At 60.8% G+C, this 14,439-nt stretch carries 16 protein-coding genes and 1 pseudogene; 9 read left to right on the top strand and 8 right to left on the bottom strand.

Annotated features, from left to right (window positions below):
* The first annotated feature begins 269 nt into the window (after positions 1 to 269).
* The 3 genes and pseudogenes from tyrS (at position 270) to AC2444_RS12970 (ending at position 3,923) form a co-directional block, all read left to right on the top strand.
* Positions 270 to 1,534 (top strand): annotated as a pseudogene (gene tyrS / locus AC2444_RS12980) (tyrosine--tRNA ligase).
* 289 nt (positions 1,535 to 1,823) lie between these two features.
* Positions 1,824 to 2,999, top strand: coding sequence for an MFS transporter (locus AC2444_RS12975; protein ID WP_041935673.1), 1,176 nt, complete (start codon positions 1,824 to 1,826; stop codon positions 2,997 to 2,999).
* A 501-nt stretch (positions 3,000 to 3,500) separates the two neighbouring features.
* Positions 3,501 to 3,923, top strand: a complete 423-nt coding sequence (locus AC2444_RS12970; RefSeq protein WP_012758016.1) for a TIGR02594 family protein — start codon at positions 3,501 to 3,503, stop codon at positions 3,921 to 3,923.
* A gap of 68 nt (positions 3,924 to 3,991) precedes the next feature.
* Here the strand turns inward: AC2444_RS12970 and AC2444_RS12965 are convergent, their stop codons facing one another.
* Positions 3,992 to 4,777: a class I SAM-dependent methyltransferase gene (locus AC2444_RS12965; RefSeq protein WP_012758015.1), complete on the bottom strand. Its 786-nt coding sequence runs from the start codon at positions 4,775 to 4,777 to the stop codon at positions 3,992 to 3,994.
* A gap of 153 nt (positions 4,778 to 4,930) precedes the next feature.
* Here AC2444_RS12965 and AC2444_RS12960 point away from each other — a divergent pair, with 153 nt between their 5' ends.
* On the top strand, positions 4,931 to 5,407 hold the full coding sequence (locus tag AC2444_RS12960; protein ID WP_012758014.1) for a GNAT family N-acetyltransferase: 477 nt from the start codon (positions 4,931 to 4,933) through the stop codon (positions 5,405 to 5,407).
* 92 nt (positions 5,408 to 5,499) lie between these two features.
* Here AC2444_RS12960 and AC2444_RS12955 read toward each other — a convergent pair whose 3' ends face one another.
* Together AC2444_RS12955 and AC2444_RS12950 are read right to left on the bottom strand one after the other, a co-directional pair.
* A complete protein-coding gene (locus tag AC2444_RS12955; protein WP_012758013.1) occupies positions 5,500 to 5,820 on the bottom strand; it encodes a low molecular weight protein tyrosine phosphatase family protein in 321 nt (106 codons plus the stop codon).
* Between the two features lie 142 nt (positions 5,821 to 5,962).
* Positions 5,963 to 7,366: a pyridoxal phosphate-dependent decarboxylase family protein gene (locus AC2444_RS12950; RefSeq protein WP_012758012.1), complete on the bottom strand. Its 1,404-nt coding sequence runs from the start codon at positions 7,364 to 7,366 to the stop codon at positions 5,963 to 5,965.
* A 313-nt stretch (positions 7,367 to 7,679) separates the two neighbouring features.
* Between AC2444_RS12950 and AC2444_RS12945 the strand changes: the two genes are divergently transcribed.
* From AC2444_RS12945 to AC2444_RS12935, 3 genes are all read left to right on the top strand, one after another.
* Positions 7,680 to 8,153 carry a hypothetical protein gene (locus AC2444_RS12945; RefSeq protein WP_029870541.1) on the top strand — a complete coding sequence of 158 codons (474 nt, stop codon included), beginning with the start codon at positions 7,680 to 7,682 and terminating at the stop codon, positions 8,151 to 8,153.
* Between the two features lie 136 nt (positions 8,154 to 8,289).
* Positions 8,290 to 8,796: a GNAT family N-acetyltransferase gene (locus AC2444_RS12940; RefSeq protein WP_012758011.1), complete on the top strand. Its 507-nt coding sequence runs from the start codon at positions 8,290 to 8,292 to the stop codon at positions 8,794 to 8,796.
* 99 nt (positions 8,797 to 8,895) lie between these two features.
* Positions 8,896 to 9,816 carry an ornithine cyclodeaminase family protein gene (locus AC2444_RS12935; protein ID WP_012758010.1) on the top strand — a complete coding sequence of 307 codons (921 nt, stop codon included), beginning with the start codon at positions 8,896 to 8,898 and terminating at the stop codon, positions 9,814 to 9,816.
* A gap of 15 nt (positions 9,817 to 9,831) precedes the next feature.
* Here the strand turns inward: AC2444_RS12935 and dapB are convergent, their stop codons facing one another.
* Positions 9,832 to 10,602: a 4-hydroxy-tetrahydrodipicolinate reductase gene (dapB, locus tag AC2444_RS12930; RefSeq protein ID WP_012758009.1), complete on the bottom strand. Its 771-nt coding sequence runs from the start codon at positions 10,600 to 10,602 to the stop codon at positions 9,832 to 9,834.
* A 131-nt stretch (positions 10,603 to 10,733) separates the two neighbouring features.
* Complete coding sequence (locus tag AC2444_RS12925) at positions 10,734 to 10,949, bottom strand: hypothetical protein (RefSeq protein ID WP_012758008.1); 216 nt, start codon at positions 10,947 to 10,949, stop codon at positions 10,734 to 10,736.
* Between the two features lie 193 nt (positions 10,950 to 11,142).
* Between AC2444_RS12925 and AC2444_RS12920 the strand changes: the two genes are divergently transcribed.
* Both AC2444_RS12920 and AC2444_RS12915 read left to right on the top strand, forming a co-directional pair.
* Positions 11,143 to 11,532, top strand: coding sequence for a VOC family protein (locus AC2444_RS12920; RefSeq protein ID WP_012758007.1), 390 nt, complete (start codon positions 11,143 to 11,145; stop codon positions 11,530 to 11,532).
* A 223-nt stretch (positions 11,533 to 11,755) separates the two neighbouring features.
* Complete coding sequence (locus AC2444_RS12915) at positions 11,756 to 12,760, top strand: carbon-nitrogen hydrolase family protein (RefSeq protein WP_012758006.1); 1,005 nt, start codon at positions 11,756 to 11,758, stop codon at positions 12,758 to 12,760.
* A gap of 189 nt (positions 12,761 to 12,949) precedes the next feature.
* Here the strand turns inward: AC2444_RS12915 and AC2444_RS12910 are convergent, their stop codons facing one another.
* The 3 genes from AC2444_RS12910 to AC2444_RS12900 form a co-directional block, all read right to left on the bottom strand.
* The gene (locus AC2444_RS12910) at positions 12,950 to 13,594 is read right to left on the bottom strand and encodes a histidine phosphatase family protein (protein WP_012758005.1); all 645 of its coding nucleotides are present in this window, start codon (positions 13,592 to 13,594) and stop codon (positions 12,950 to 12,952) included.
* Between the two features lie 268 nt (positions 13,595 to 13,862).
* Positions 13,863 to 14,198, bottom strand: a complete 336-nt coding sequence (locus AC2444_RS12905; protein WP_348630174.1) for a nucleotidyltransferase family protein — start codon at positions 14,196 to 14,198, stop codon at positions 13,863 to 13,865.
* Positions 14,182 to 14,337, bottom strand: coding sequence for a hypothetical protein (locus tag AC2444_RS12900; protein ID WP_348630173.1), 156 nt, complete (start codon positions 14,335 to 14,337; stop codon positions 14,182 to 14,184). Before AC2444_RS12900 ends, AC2444_RS12905 begins: the two co-directional genes overlap by 17 nt.
* Between the last annotated feature and the right edge of the window lie 102 nt (positions 14,338 to 14,439).

The following is a 14,439-nucleotide window of genomic DNA, read 5'->3' as shown; positions in this document are numbered from 1 at the left end:
GGGTGCGAATTTTTTGTGAGGGACAGATGCGGAGATGGGAGGGGCGTTGCGATCCGTTCAAATATCGCCAGTTCGCATCCCCTTGTGATTGCGCTGTCGCATGATAAAAAGAATACATGACCTGCGCCCTGAACCTTTCGAGCTTGTATTACACGCTGCTCCCATAGAGCGGCCCAAGGTCATATTCCTGACACTTGAGACGCCGCACGGTCGGCGGCACGTGTGTCAACAGATGGTCTCCGGCCTCATCGGCCCAAATGGAGACTCTCGTGATACTATCCCCTCAGCCCACCGGACCTAGTCCGACTTTCTTCGCACTTTGAGCGAGCGCGGCTTCCTGCATCAATGCACCGACTTGGCAGCACTAGACAGCTGGCTTTGTTCAGGGGCCGGCACGGCCTATAACGGCTTCGATCTTACCGCCGACAGCCTGCATGTCGGGCATCTCATTCCGATCATGATGCTGCGGTGGTTCCAGAAGACCGGTAACAAACCCATCGCTTTGCTCGGCGGCGCGACAAGCCGCCTGGGCGATCCGAGCTTCCGCGACACGTAGCGTCCCCTTCTCAATCAAGAGCAGATCACGAAAAACCTGATCGGCATCCGGCGTGTCTTCGAGCGGTTCCTCGCTTTCGGGGACAACCCGACCGATGCTGTCATGGTCAACAACTCCGACTGGTTGGGCGGGCTCAACTACCTCGATTTCCTGCGCGATATCGGGCCGCATTTTTCAGTCAACCGGATGCTCACATCGGAGAGTGTGCGCCAACGGTTGGAACGAGAGCAATCGCTGTCATTGCTGGAATTCAACTACATGGTCATGCAGGCCTACGACTTCCATATCCTCGCAGAAAGCTGCGGCTGCCTGCTTCAACTGGGTGGCTCCGACCAGTGGGGCAATATTGTCAGCGGCGTCGAATTTGGACGGCGGATCGGTGGACGCACCCTGTTTGGATTGACTGCCCCGCTGCTAACGACGACGTCGGGCGCGAAGATGGGCAAGAGCGTTTCAGGGGCGGTTTGGCTCAACGCCGATCGGCTGTCGCCCTATGAGTTCTGGCAATTTTGGAGAAACACCGGGGATACCGATGTGGGGCGTTTCCTCAGGCTGTTCACCGAGTTACCCTTAGGCGAAATTGCACGCCTCGAAGTGCTTCGGGATTCCGAGATCAACGAAGCGAAAAAGATCCTTGCCGACCAGATCACGAGGCTGTGCCACGGGCTCGATGCGGCAGTACAAGCTTCCGAAACTTCCCGGCGCATCTTCGAAGCGGGCGAGGTGCCGGCGGGTCTTCCGACGGTCAGGCTCCCGCATAGCCTTCGCGGTGCCTTTCCGCTCGTTGACGCCATGGTCGTTGCCGGGCTCGCCAAGTCGAAAAGCGAAGCACGCCGATTGATCGTCGGCGGCGGTGTGCGGGTGAATGGCCGCAGCGCAAACGATCAGGCAATGCGGCTTGTCGACGCCGACATCCAGAACGGCGTGATCCGGCTATCGGTCGGCAAGAAGCGACACGTCCTCCTTCAGCCGGTTTAGCGTGGTCTGTTCAATTCGGAGAGCGGGCAACCTCGAACCTCCTTGTCGCGCTCTCTGCGGGTGCCGTTGACAAGGTGGCCCTTCGGCCCGACTTATTTTGCAGCCTTCAATTGGAGCGGCTGCTCGGCATTGAATTGTGAAATCAGCGGCGGCGGCATCATGCTGACAGGGAATGTCAGCAGCGGTGGTCGATAATCCTGAGATCGCGGGTTTCTCAGCCAGTCGCCATTTCGTCGGAATGTCCGGTTATGCCGCCGATATCCCGCCCCAATCGGAGCAGAGTGCCGAGATGAAGCCGCACCACCGCATTTTCTTCATCCAGTTTGCCGTGGCCCTTTCCTTAGGCGCGTTTGTTTCGCGGCTGCCCGATCTTCAGCTCAAGTTCAGCCTGACCGAGGGAGAGCTGGGCCTTTTGCTCGCTGTCATGTCCTCCGGGGTTCTCTGCGGGTTGACGTTCTCGGTGAGGTTGATCGAGAGGCTCGGTGCGCGCACCACGGCTTTCGTCACCGTCTTCGGTGCGGCGCTGTTTTTCGCGCTGATCCCCTGGATGCCTTCAGCTCTCCTGGCCGTGCCATTGTTCTTCATTGCCGGCATTTTCACCGGCGCGTTCGAGATCAACGCCAATATCGAAACCGATCGCCGTGAGGCGCTGCTTGGGTACCGCATCATGAGCCGGGCTCACGGCATGTGGAGCCTCGGCTTCTGCATCACCGCCCTCGTTGCCGCCGGCATGCGGCAGGCTGCCGTCTCCATCGAACTGCATAGCTTCATCGTCCTGGTGACGGTCTTGATTGCCGGGTCGATCGTTTTCTCCGGGATCGAGAATGCGACCCGGCGGCAGGACGCTCACCCCGGAGATACGCCGATCATCGCTTTTCCCACGATCGGACTACTCCCGCTTTGCCTTGTCGCCGCAGCTCCGCTTCTTGCCGAAGGCGCAAGCGTCGATTGGTCGGCGATCTATATGCGCGACGTGTTCGCGGTCGAACCCTTCGTCGGCGGGCTCAGCGTGACCATTTTCTCCTCGTTCATCGCCATCGGACGGCTCGGCATGGACCCTGTCATCGACCGCTTCACTCCGCGGCCGGTCGCCATCACTCTCCTTGGGATCTCGACCATCGGTGTTGTCATGGTTGCGACCGCGACACACCCTGCTATCGCGCTCGCAGGCTTTGGCCTGACAGGTATCGGCTGCTCTTCAGTCTATCCGCTTGCCATCTCGGCTGCGGCCCGACGCACCGATCGACCCGCACCCGTCAACGTTGCAGCGCTCGGGCAGACGACGTTCCTTGTGTTTTTCGCCGGGCCGCCACTACTCGGTTTCGTTGCCGAACACTTCGGCATCCGCTTTTCGTACTGGGCGGTCGTCCCTGTTCTCGCCGCAGCACTGCTGGTCACCAGGGCACTTGCTGCTGATCCTGCACCGGTCACAGGCCAACCCGAACCGGCGCAACCACACGGTTGACCCGCCACGCCGGCCTGCGCTGTCGTAAGCTCGTTCACGTCCGCAACCGGAGGGGCAACCTCCGGCTTTCGCTGGTGAATTTGGCGAACTCAATGTATTTCCTATCGCGCCGAAGTATTATTGGCGGTCATCGGAAATATAGCTCGTATAGGTGAGGGGTTAATTCCGCGCGCTGTCGTCAACTCTTGGCGAATGGTTTTGCTGCTCAAGCATTGCGGACACAGTCCATCTCCTTTGAATGGACCTGGTTGCGATGGCGAGACTCCAGCCTTTCGGCCTAGCAAAACATATGTATTGCGGGGTTTGTGATGGCGGTCTCCTGCCGCAAGGGGAGGCTCGCCCACGGTGCTCTGCGCCTCGCTTCGGACAAATTTCCGCCGCCAAAATGCCAGTATTAGTTGTTTCTAAATCACGCCATAATTCGCATCTACGTTGCCGCGCCTGTTTTATTCTTCGCCACATTTCGGAATTTCAACATTATACAAACAATGGTGGGTAACTATGAAGGTTATTCTCGTCATCGTCCTCACGGCGCTTGCCGTGCCCTGTGAGGCGGACATGCTCGGCACGGCGTCCAAGTACAAGAGCATGCACGAACGCTCCATCTCCTTCCTCAGCATCAATCCGCGCAGGGTATCGTGGTGCGGCGCATTCCTGGCCTTTGTCGCCAAGCGATCTTCGCGGCAACCGCCGCCCAACCCCAACATGGCGGCGTCCTGGAGGAAGTTCGGCAAGCCGGTCGGCGTCCGCTCCGCCAGGCGAGGGGATGTCGTGGTGATCCGCACCGGTCGGCGCTTTCATGTCAGCCTGTTCGATCACATCGACCAGCGCCGGCAGTACGTCTACCTGTTCGGCGGCAACCAATCCAATCGAGTCCAGCTCTCGCGCTATCGCGCCAGCTCGGTGGTCGCCGTGCGACGATGATGTTGGGTGAGAACCCGGGTGAGAACTCACCCTCCTTCCAAACCTCGGTGGCGGCGGGAAAACAGGCCTTACGCCTTGCGCGCCCTGATGTGGAGGAAGATCGGCGCGATGCGGGTATCGGCGACCATTGGCTCGGCGAGCGCCACCTCGACTGACGCCATCGGCTCGCCGAAAGCTTCGATCGTCAGTCCCACTTCGACGATCATCGACACCCAGGTCGACAGCGTCCGGTGAAAACGCGGAACGGCGAACGGCGTCAGTGTCGCCCGTTCGGCCTCGGGGATGGAGGAAAAGATCCAGCGATCGATCCGGCCGTCGCTTTCGTCGAAATAATCGGCGATCTCGACCGCGACGGGCTCGCCGGCCTGATTGCGGATATTGCGGCGCGTCGGCGGCACAAAACAGGGGTGCAGGATCGAAAACTGCAGGAAGCCGCCCGGCTTCAGGACCCGGTGGATGCCTTTCAGCACCTCGCGCTGGTCGGCCATGTCCATCATCGACATGAAGGCGGTGACGAAATCGAAGCTCGCCTCCGGGAAATCGATGCTCTGGCCGTCGCCGAGCACGTAGTCGATGCCGAGCGGCGCTTCTGCCTCGCTCTCGCGGGCATAGCGAATGAAGGTCGGGGCGATGTCGAGCCCGGTCATGCGGGCGCCGAGACGGGCGACGGCGCGGGTATTGGAACCTTCGCCGCAGCCAAGGTCGAGCCCAGCAAGGCCTGCGACCGGCGGCAGCATGTCAAGAAAGGCCGGCGTGTTCAGCGCGTCGCGATATTTGTCATAGCCGGCGCGGCTATAGATCGTCCAGGTCTCGGCATTGCTCTCCCAATGTGCGGCGACATCATTGGCGTTCATGGCTCTCCTCCTTGTGCGATCGGAACGGGCGGGGAGCTATAAGCGCAGCGGATTACAATGGGAAGACAGGCAGTCTACTGTAAGTGGTTCACACCCATGGATCATGACCGAGTTCGCGTGCACTATCATGCGACCGAGAGGTAGGGGGCTGCTGTGTCCGACGAAGTGATCATCCGCGAGCTGGTCGGCCTCGATCAGACGATGGCAATTTTCCCGCTGTACAGCCAGGTTAGTCGCCTGAGTCAGGCCGTGGTTTGCCAAAGACTTTCAGCCATGTTCGCACAGAGCAACTATCGCTGCATAGCAGCATACATCGACGAACGGATGGTGGGTGCGTCGGGTTTCTGGACGGGCACTCAGTTGTGGTGCGGCAAGTATATCGAGGCGGACAATGTGGTGGTAGACAGCGCCGTGCGCGGTCAGGGCATCGGCGGCAAGATGATGGCGTGGATCGAGGCGGAGGCGGAGCGGACTGAATGCGCTGTGGTCCGTATCGCCATGGTTCTGGGAAGGGAGCGTACGCACCAGTTCTACGCGAGAAATGGCTACTTCGACGACGGCCTGCTGATGGTGAAAGCCCTAAGTCGCGGTGCGGCCGAGTTTCCGGAATATGTCTCTCAACAAGTTTGACTGTCGTCCCCCCGCAGCTCGGCGCAAGTTGCCACCATTGGCACGCGCGCCTTCTTGTTCGGGGCGGCGATTTTACGGTCGCATGACCGAGCTTAGAGATGCCGAGGCACCTTTGCCTTCAGCAGTTGCACGAGCGCGGGATCCATGAAATCGTAATCGTCAGGAATATGAAGGCAGATCAACCGCTTGTCCTTGAGAGCTGACCGGTACTTGCCCTGAACTTTCGCACGGTGAGCCTTCTCCATGACGAAGACGATATCGGCCCATTCGATCAGCTCGTTCGATAGTGGGTTTTCGGCATCGTTGTTGGTGCCGGCCGAGGAGACCTCGATCTCCGGCCAGCCTGCGAAGACCTGTTCGGCCGTCGGGCTGCGAAGTTTGTTCTGACTGCAGACGAACAGGACGTTTTTCACGTTTCGATCTCTCTTGAAGCGAGCGAGGCCCGCGATAGCACAATTTCACTCGCTAACGAACCAGGTATCCATCGACAGAATACCGGCGGCCCTGCGTCCGTTGAGGTCGGCAGAAGAATTGCCTTCGCTGTCGCGCGTTGCGTCAGCCGCCGCTCACACTCTTGAACGCAGCGATGATGCTTTGTGCGGCGAGTTGGGCCTCATCTGATGTTGTCTGGAAATTGGTGACGGAAAGGCGCAGCACGTCGCGGCCGCGCCATTTGGCGCCGCCGGCGAAGATGATGCCGTCAGCTTGGATCTTTTCGATCGTCTTTCGGGTCAACGCGTCGCCTTCTTCGGAGGGCAGGTCGGCTCCGAAGCGGATGACGAGCTGGTTCAGCGTCACCTCGTTCAGGATGGCGATGCCCGGTTGTTGCGACAGGAGATCGGCCACGATCCGCGCTGAGGCGCAGCACTGGTCGATCAAGGCGGCGATGCCGTCGCGGCCGAGATGTTTCAGCATCGCCCAGGTGGCAAAGCCGCGGGCCCGTCTCGAAAGCTCGGGCACGTAGTGCGAGGGATCGCGTTCCCCTTCGCCGGCGAGCGGCAGGTAGCTCGCGGCGATCGTCATGGCGCGGCGATGGGCGAGCTCGTTGCGGACGATGGCATAGCCGCAATCATAGGGCGTCTGCAGCCACTTGTGGCCGTCGGTCGCCCAGCTGTCGGCCGCTTCGATGCCGCGGCTGAGGTGGCTGGTCTTCGCTGATGCCTGCGCCCAGAGGCCAAAGGCGCCATCGATGTGCACCCAGGCACCTTTCGCCTTCAACAGCGGGATGATGGTGGCGAAATCGTCGAAGGCGCCAGTATTGATCTGCCCCGCCTGGAGAACGGCGATGACGGGTCCAGAGACGGTATCGAGCGTGCCCACCAGCGCGGCCGGGTCTATCCGTCCCATCGCGTCGGTGGGCAGGCGCAGCACGCGATCATGCCCGAGGCCGAGGAACTGAAGCGCGGAGAAGACGGTCGTGTGGGCATCGTCGCCGATCAGCACGGTAATCTCAGGCGCTCCGAACAGGCCCTTTGCATCGGCATCCCAGCCCACCTGGCGCAGCACCTCGCCGCGGGCGGCGGCAAGGCAGGTGAAGTTCGCCACCGTTGCGCCGGTGACGAAGCCGACCGAGCTTTCGGCCGGCAGCTTCAGGAGATCGAGAAGCCATCTTGCCGCGACGGTCTCGACGGCGGCCGCGGCCGGGGCGGCGACATGGTTTCCGGCATTCTGGCCCCAGGCGCTGGTGAGGAAATCGGCCGCGACGCCGACCGGATGGGAGCCGCCGATGACCCAGCCGAAAAAGCGCGGCCCAGTGGTTGCATGAAGCCCGGGTTCGGCGCCGTCCGAGAGACGCCTGATGACATAAAGCATATCGGAACCGGCGGCCGGCAGCGGCTCTTCGAAACAGGCAAGCGAGGCTGCGTAGTCGTGGGTGGGCATATGGCGGGCGGGCGCTGCCTGCCGGAATCCTGCCGCAAGGCGGGCTGCTTCCTGAAACAGAGATGCAATTGCCGTCATGCGGATCCCCCTGCCGCTACCGATCCTGGAGGGCCTCACCCTCGAAAGCAGGCTGCCGGCACACGCAATCTAGCCCATATCGCCGAGGCTGTCTTCGCCTGACAGATCTCGGATCTGGGTTCCGAGGCCTTCCCTGGGCTTGCCGAGACCTCAAGACAAAGTGAGCATCGGGGAGGTGCTTCCTAAATATCTACAATAACTACCTTATCCCGTTCTGTGCATTTTTGAAATTTCGGGGCGCTTGTTGAAAATGATTGCCTTCCCTTCAAGTATCGTTCAATGATGCGGAAATATCATTTGCACCATTGTCAAGTTGGTGCTGCCAATCAGCGAGGGATATGCACTGAAATATTTCCTTCTCTACGCGCTGACGTGCACGTTGGTCGGGATAGTTCTTCTCTTCATCATCCGTGAAGTTGTACCGTTCACGATCGACAAGCCAGCCGATCAATCGGTGGCCGACTCAATTGATGAGCCAGTTGCCGGGCCAACCGAGCAATCAGCGGCCCGACCAACCGGTGAGCCCCTGAACGCGGGAACCGGCCAGCCGGTGCCGGGGGCAACCGGGAAGCCGGTGCCCGGGCCAACAACCGATCAATCCGCCGTCCAGCCAGCCGATCCCCTGGTCGTCCGATCCACCGGCCAGCCGGTCGACGGGCCAGCCCGTGAACCGGTGGTCGGGCCAACTGGCGAACCGGCAGCGAGGCCGACCGATCAATCGGTGGTCGGCCCGCCCGGCGAACCGGTCGTCCGGAAGGGTGGCCGGCTGGGGAGCCCGGCGCAGTGACCGGCGCCTGAGACGACGGATTTCCGTTCGATCTCGTCACTTCGAGCATGTGCTGAACTACGAAGCTTCCTGACACCGGTTGCATCGGCTGAGGCCATCTGTATTGACAGTACCTCTCATCTCGCAGGAGGTCCCGATGGATGGAAGCGGCACGACGATCAGGCATGTCAGGGCAGACGAAGTGGAGGCTTTCCGGCGCATCCGTCTGGAAGCGCTTCGCACCGAACCGTCTCTCTTTGCAAGCCGCTACGAGGACTGGGAGGCTCTTTCTCTCGAGGAGTGGCGCAATCGCCTGAATGAGCCGGTTTTCATCGCCTTTCAGGATGGCGAACCCGTCGGCATAACCGGCCTAGTTCGGCAGCGGTCGAGCAAGATGGCCCATCGCGCGACGATCATCATGGTTTACGTCAGAAGGAGCCTGCGCGGAACGGGCCTTGCCGGCAAGCTGCTCGGCGCGGTAGCCGATCACGCGCGCGATATCGGCATCTTGCAGCTGGAACTCTTCGTCAGCGCAGAAAACCCGGCGGCAGTACGCTTCTATCAGCGGGAAGGCTTCTCCGAGATCGGCAGGATTCCCGGCGGGGTTCTGGAGGAGGGCAGGGAGATCGACGACGTCATGATGGCTCGCCGTCTGGTCGGTTAGGTCTCACGCCGATGTTTCAGCGCATATCGGTTTGCTTGACCTATTGACCTCAAGCGGGGTTGGGGTTGCAGCATGCCGGCATGGGCTGGAGGTTTGGCCGTGACGAAAATTCTGAAAGACGAGAACCTGGTCGGCAGCGCGCTGATGGTGGTCGCAATCGATGCGCTCGAGACCGCTTTTCTCGCGAGGGCCGGCAATCGACTGATCTCCCCACCCCGGCACCATGTCTCGTTTCCCGGTCGAGGCGATCTCGTCTTCACCATCGGCGGCATCCTCGGCGAGAAACCGCTTGCGGGCTTCCGGGTCTATGAAACATTCGACGGGGCTGAGCATTCGCAGATCGTCGCTGTGTGGTCGGCCGACGACGCGAAGCTCAAGGGCATTATTCTCGGAGAGCGTCTCGGCAACCTCAGAACCGGTGCGATCGGAGGGCTCGCCATCCGGCATCTCAGCGCGCCTGACGCCAGCATCGTCGGGATCCTCGGCAGCGGAGCGCAAGCGCGAACCCAGCTTGCCGCGGCCGCCGCCGTTCGAAAACTGGACCGCGCCCGCGTCTATAGCCGCGACGAGAAAAATCGCGCCGCCTTTGCAGACGAGATGCAGCACACCTTGGGTATTGAAGTGGAGCCTGCCGGCAGCGCCTCTGAAGCCGTCGATGACGCCGACATCGTCATTTGCGCGACGACGAGCCGAACGCCCGTCATCCATGCGCGGGATTTGAAACCCGGCGTGCATGTCAACACCGTTGGCCCGAAAACGCATGAGGGATATGAACTCGGCCTGGATATCGCCGATGTCGCAGCCGTGATCGCGACGGACTCTCCCGAACAGACGCGCGCCTATGCTTCGCCGTTTTTCCTGGCCGGCTCCGGCAATGAACACCGCATCGCTGACCTTGCCGATATCATGGCCGGGAAGGCGGCCGGGCGAGGATCTCCTGGCGATACGACGCTGTTTTGCTCCGTCGGATTGGCTGGAACCGAAGTCGTCGTCGCCTCGGCAATCCTCGATATGCTGTGAGCCTGTTTCCCTTATTCACGCCAGACCCAGCACATCCCGCATGGCGTATTGGCCGGGTGGGCGCCCTGCGATCCAGCGGGCGGCGGCAAGTACGCCGCGGGCGAACATGCCGCGGTCGAGAGCCGAATGCGAGAGCGTCACGACTTCTTCGGCGGCGGCAAAGAGCACGCTGTGTTCTCCGACGAGCCCGCCGGCCCGCAACACGGCAAAGCCGATTTCACCGGGCGGCCGCTCGCCGGTGATGCCGTCACGCCCGCGCCGCTCGACGGATGCGAGGGAAACGCCACGGCCCTCGGCGGCGGCTTCGCCAAGCATCAGCGCCGTACCCGACGGCGCGTCGATCTTCCTGTTGTGATGGGCTTCGAGGATTTCGATATCCCAGCCATTCGCGGGAAGGGCGCGGGCGGCCTGGGCGACGAGGCCGACCAGCATGTTGACGCCGATGGAGAAATTACCGGAGCGCAGGATCGGAATCGCGCGGGCGGCCTCTGCGATCCGTTCGAGCTCATCCGGCTCGAAACCCGTCGCCCCGATCACCAGGGCAGGTCCGCCGGCGGAAGCGCACAGGCCGGCAAGTTCGGCGGCAGCACGTCCCGTCGTGAAATCCAGGATCACGTCGGCGGCCTTAATCGCGGACGAACGGTCAATCAGCCCGGCGCCTGCGGAGCCCTCGCGGCCGATGCCGCCGACGAACGCAAAATCCGGATCGGCCGCCAGCAGCGGCAGGATGGCACGACCCATGCGGCCATTCGCGCCGGCGACGGCTATTTTGATTGGTGAGGTCACGGACTTTCCTTGGCTGGCGATATTCCCGACGGACGGCTGTTTGCATCGTCATTACGCCGGCGAACGGGATCTGCAACTACCGCACTTGCGCTCCCGGCGCAAAGCAGGGATCTCTTCTGGTCGTCAGGTGCTTACCAGTTGCCGGGGTCGGCGGTGTGATCGATGCTAGCGAAGTCGTCTGCCTTTTGCCGGTCCAGCTTCACCTCCGTGGCAGCCTTCGTCTCGTCGGTGACCGAGTAGCGGTCGGGGATCGGTCCCCTTGATAGGTCCTGATACAGGAGCAAGGCGGCCTCCTCGGCGGTGTCGGCCTCGATCTCACGGGTGATTGATACGGTGAACTTGTGCATGGCTTCGGCCTCCTGGATCGGCGCGCCGGCGTGTGCGCAGCTTGCGTAGTCTGCCACGAGTTTTGTGTCGATGACACTAAAACTGTTCGCTTAGAATTTGATTCATCCGATGGCTTCATGTCTTTGTTTTTATGAATGTCGTGGTGCCAAACTGCCGCACAGTGTAGGGCGAACTCAGCTGAGGGGATAAGTCATGCGCCTGAACCAGGTAACCGTTACGATGCCTGACCTCGATGCGGGCTGGAACTTCTACTGCGCTCTCGGTCTCAAGCCCGTCGTCGACGCCCGTCCTCGCTATGCGCGCTTCGTCTGCCCGGACGGGGACAGCACCTTCTCCCTGCATCAGGGCGAAGGCGGCGGTGGCGGCACCACGGTGTATTTCGAGTGCGAGAAGCTGGACGAGACGGTCGGCAGTCTCAGCGAGGCCGGTCTTCGTTTCGTCACCGGACCGGAGGATAAGAGCTGGCTCTGGCGCGAGGCGGAGCTTTTCGACCCCGGCGGTAACCGCATCATCCTTTATTTCGCCGGATCGAACCGCACCGATCCGCCGTGGCGCGTGGATAAGGTGGACCGCCCGAAGTAGGCAGCCTCGGCGCCGGCCTATCCCGGCCATTCCCCGAATTGACGAATCGCGGTCGCCTCGGCATCTTTGTGTCGGCGTGGCCTAACGCCGAACCTCCCAGGACCTTCCCCAGCAGGGTCTTCAACCGGAGGCAAAGGGACTTTCGTCTCGGGTCGTGATCCTTGGTCCTGATGTTTCGGGCCTGTTGCTGGGGAACGATGTCCGGAACGTGAGAGGCCCTGATATGACTGAGAATGGAAATTTCAAGCGGCGGGTGCGTGCGCGCGCCGCCAAGACGGGTGAATCCTACACCGCCGCCCGCATGCATGTTCTTCCCAGGTCGGCGAACGATGCACTGCCTGAGGCAAGGCGCTTGCGTCTTGCCGTGGCCCAGACCACCCATGCCGACGATCCCCGCGATGCCGACAAGCTTCGCCAGAGCGGACAGGAGATGCGCCTGCTGATGCGGCAGGCGCGAGAGGCAGGGGCGCGGCTTATTCACTTTCCCGAAGGAACGACATCATCGCCGAACAAGCGCATCATGTCGGAAATCGGGCCAAGAGAGATCGGGCCGTCCGATTGGCGGCGGTTCGAATGGGCCGTGTTGCGTGAGGAGCTGGATACAACGCGCAAACTGGCGCACGAACTCGGCCTCTGGGCGATCATCGGCTCGGTGCATCCGCTGACGCCGCCGCACCGGCCGCACAACAGCCTTTATGTCGTCTCCGATCGCGGCGAACTGGTGACGCGCTACGACGAGCGGCTGCTGTCCAACACCAAGATCTCCTTCATGTACACGCCGGGTTCGATCCCCGTGACCTTCGAGGTCGACGGCATCCGCTTCGGCTGTGCGCTCGGCATGGAGTGCAACTTTCCTCAAATTTTCACCGAATACGAGCGGCTCGATGTCCACTGCGTGCTGTTTTCGTCCACTGGGGGGACGTCGGCCAATGATACCTCCTTCGCCGCCGAGGTGCAGGGGTATGCGGCGAGCAACAGGTACTGGGTGAGTTTCTCCATACTGGCACATCCCGGTTTAGCCGATCCGGCCTCTTCCGGGATTGTCGCTCCCGGTGGCCGGTGGGCCGCGCAATGCCCTGCGGATGGAACGGCCGCGATATCGCTCGCCGATATCGACGACAATCACGGCGATATTGCCCGGCCGTGGCGGCGCAAAGCGCTGAGCGGCCTCTACGAGCCGCACCGCGTGGCCGGCGACCCGCGCAGCGACGGGCGGGATATGTTTTAGAGCCGCGTCGAACCTCATCCATGCGACGCGCTTGCCCAGTGATTTTCCAGTGGCTAGCTCAGTTAAGTTTTATCACCGGTGGCTCGACTCCAGCGGTGATGCAGCACCAAAAGAGCCTCACTCTAAGGGGCCTGAAGGTCGATGTTCGCAAGTCGAGGCGTCAACCGATGGCATTGAGCCGCGTTATAGTCAGCATTGGCGGCCGGGCTGGCACTCAGGGAGGAACCCTTCCTCAGCGACCACGTCGGATATCATATCAGCCGAACCGCTTACCAAACTGAACTCACCGTCGCAAAGACAATAAAACCCGTCTTGGGGAACGGGCAATTCCAGCATTTCCTGCTTTGAAAGGCCGGCATATACTCCACGCACCAATCTGCCAAACAGCCCGTGAGAAATCGCAACTGTCGGTCCATGTATGCCTACGATCCAGTCCTTTGCTCGCGCACAGGCAGCATCGAAGCTCTCCCCGTCTGGAGATTTGAAATACCAATCGAAAGCGTCGGACCCGTCCAGCATTCCTGGAAACTCGTTGTCGATCTCGAACTTGGTCATGCCGTCCCAAGAACCGACAGTCACCTCCATTAGCCGCGATTCCGGACGGGCCGCCAGCGGCAACACCCGTTCGATGCGAGCCGCAGTCTCCTGCGTTCTGCCGAGAGGGCTGACATGGAGTTGGAATGATTGTTGGCTCCCTGCCATTTCCTTTTTCAGAAGCTTCGCCATCTGTTCTGCCTGTTCGATGCCGCGCTCTGTAAGCGGTGAATCTTTTTGGCCCTGGAACCGACCTAAGGTGTTCCAAATGGTCTCGCCGTGGCGAAGCAGGTAAATCATTGGTGTTGTCCAAAATGAATTGATGAAACAATTAGCTGAGCTACCCGCCCGAGGGCCGATTGTAGCAGCTAGGTCGTGCGACAGTTCAATGATGACCGCAATTGGCGTGATCCAGGCGAGCCCGACGTTTTTCTACTGGCTCAAAGCTAGCAAGGACCTCATTGGACCTCCTCGCTCGATGCCGCTGGCTCGACACGCAGCCACGGCCAGCGCTGCTGATATTGTCTGCATTTGCGGGCGAACAATTCGGGCTGAGCGTTAAGTGGGTTCACCTGAGTATGCCGTGCCACATATCGTCGAGGTAATCGGGTGCATAGAGGCTGGCGTCATGAACTCTCACCCCTAGCCGAGTACAGGAGATGAGATAACGATCAACGCCGTCTTCAGTGCATTTGAAGGCAGGGAAGTCTTTGCCAAACTTCTCGCCATACCAGAGGTGGACGCGAGCCTGGTTCTTTATGTCAACTTTGTCTGCGAGGTCTCCCAGCAAGGCCTTGCCACGACGGATTACTTTGTCCTCGGCTTCCCATGAGAGATCGTGGTCGTCAAAATAAAAAATGTCATGATCTTTGATGCCGTGCTCTGGATCATTTCCGGTCTTCAAGTTCCATACTGTCTGAAAGAGGCAGCCAGCCGTCAGCATACATTGCGGGCAGGCCCAGAGCCGGCAATTTCTCCAGGAGCAGATGGTTGACCGGATTAAGCCGAATGCGGGCTAGAAATTGTTCAGGGGTGATGGTCACGCTTATCCCTTCCTCTCTGCGATCATAGTCGATTCTCGTCTCGCGATCGTCCGCGTAAAATTGCTTCCATGGGCTGGAGAAAGACGGTTTGCCTCTTATTTC

The organism is Rhizobium sp. WSM1328 (genome assembly GCF_057653715.1).
The sequence above is the reverse complement of the archived record's forward strand: the minus strand, read 5'-3'. Positions and strand labels throughout refer to the sequence as shown.

Coding starts and splice junctions, on each gene's coding strand:
- AC2444_RS12975 (WP_041935673.1), top strand. CDS start 1,824: ATGAAGCCGCACCACCGCATTTTCTTCATCCAGTTTGCCGTGGCCCTT.
- AC2444_RS12970 (WP_012758016.1), top strand. CDS start 3,501: ATGAAGGTTATTCTCGTCATCGTCCTCACGGCGCTTGCCGTGCCCTGT.
- AC2444_RS12965 (WP_012758015.1), bottom strand. CDS start 4,777: ATGAACGCCAATGATGTCGCCGCACATTGGGAGAGCAATGCCGAGACC.
- AC2444_RS12950 (WP_012758012.1), bottom strand. CDS start 7,366: ATGACGGCAATTGCATCTCTGTTTCAGGAAGCAGCCCGCCTTGCGGCA.
- AC2444_RS12940 (WP_012758011.1), top strand. CDS start 8,290: ATGGATGGAAGCGGCACGACGATCAGGCATGTCAGGGCAGACGAAGTG.
- AC2444_RS12925 (WP_012758008.1), bottom strand. CDS start 10,949: ATGCACAAGTTCACCGTATCAATCACCCGTGAGATCGAGGCCGACACC.
- AC2444_RS12920 (WP_012758007.1), top strand. CDS start 11,143: ATGCGCCTGAACCAGGTAACCGTTACGATGCCTGACCTCGATGCGGGC.
- AC2444_RS12915 (WP_012758006.1), top strand. CDS start 11,756: ATGACTGAGAATGGAAATTTCAAGCGGCGGGTGCGTGCGCGCGCCGCC.
- AC2444_RS12910 (WP_012758005.1), bottom strand. CDS start 13,594: ATGATTTACCTGCTTCGCCACGGCGAGACCATTTGGAACACCTTAGGT.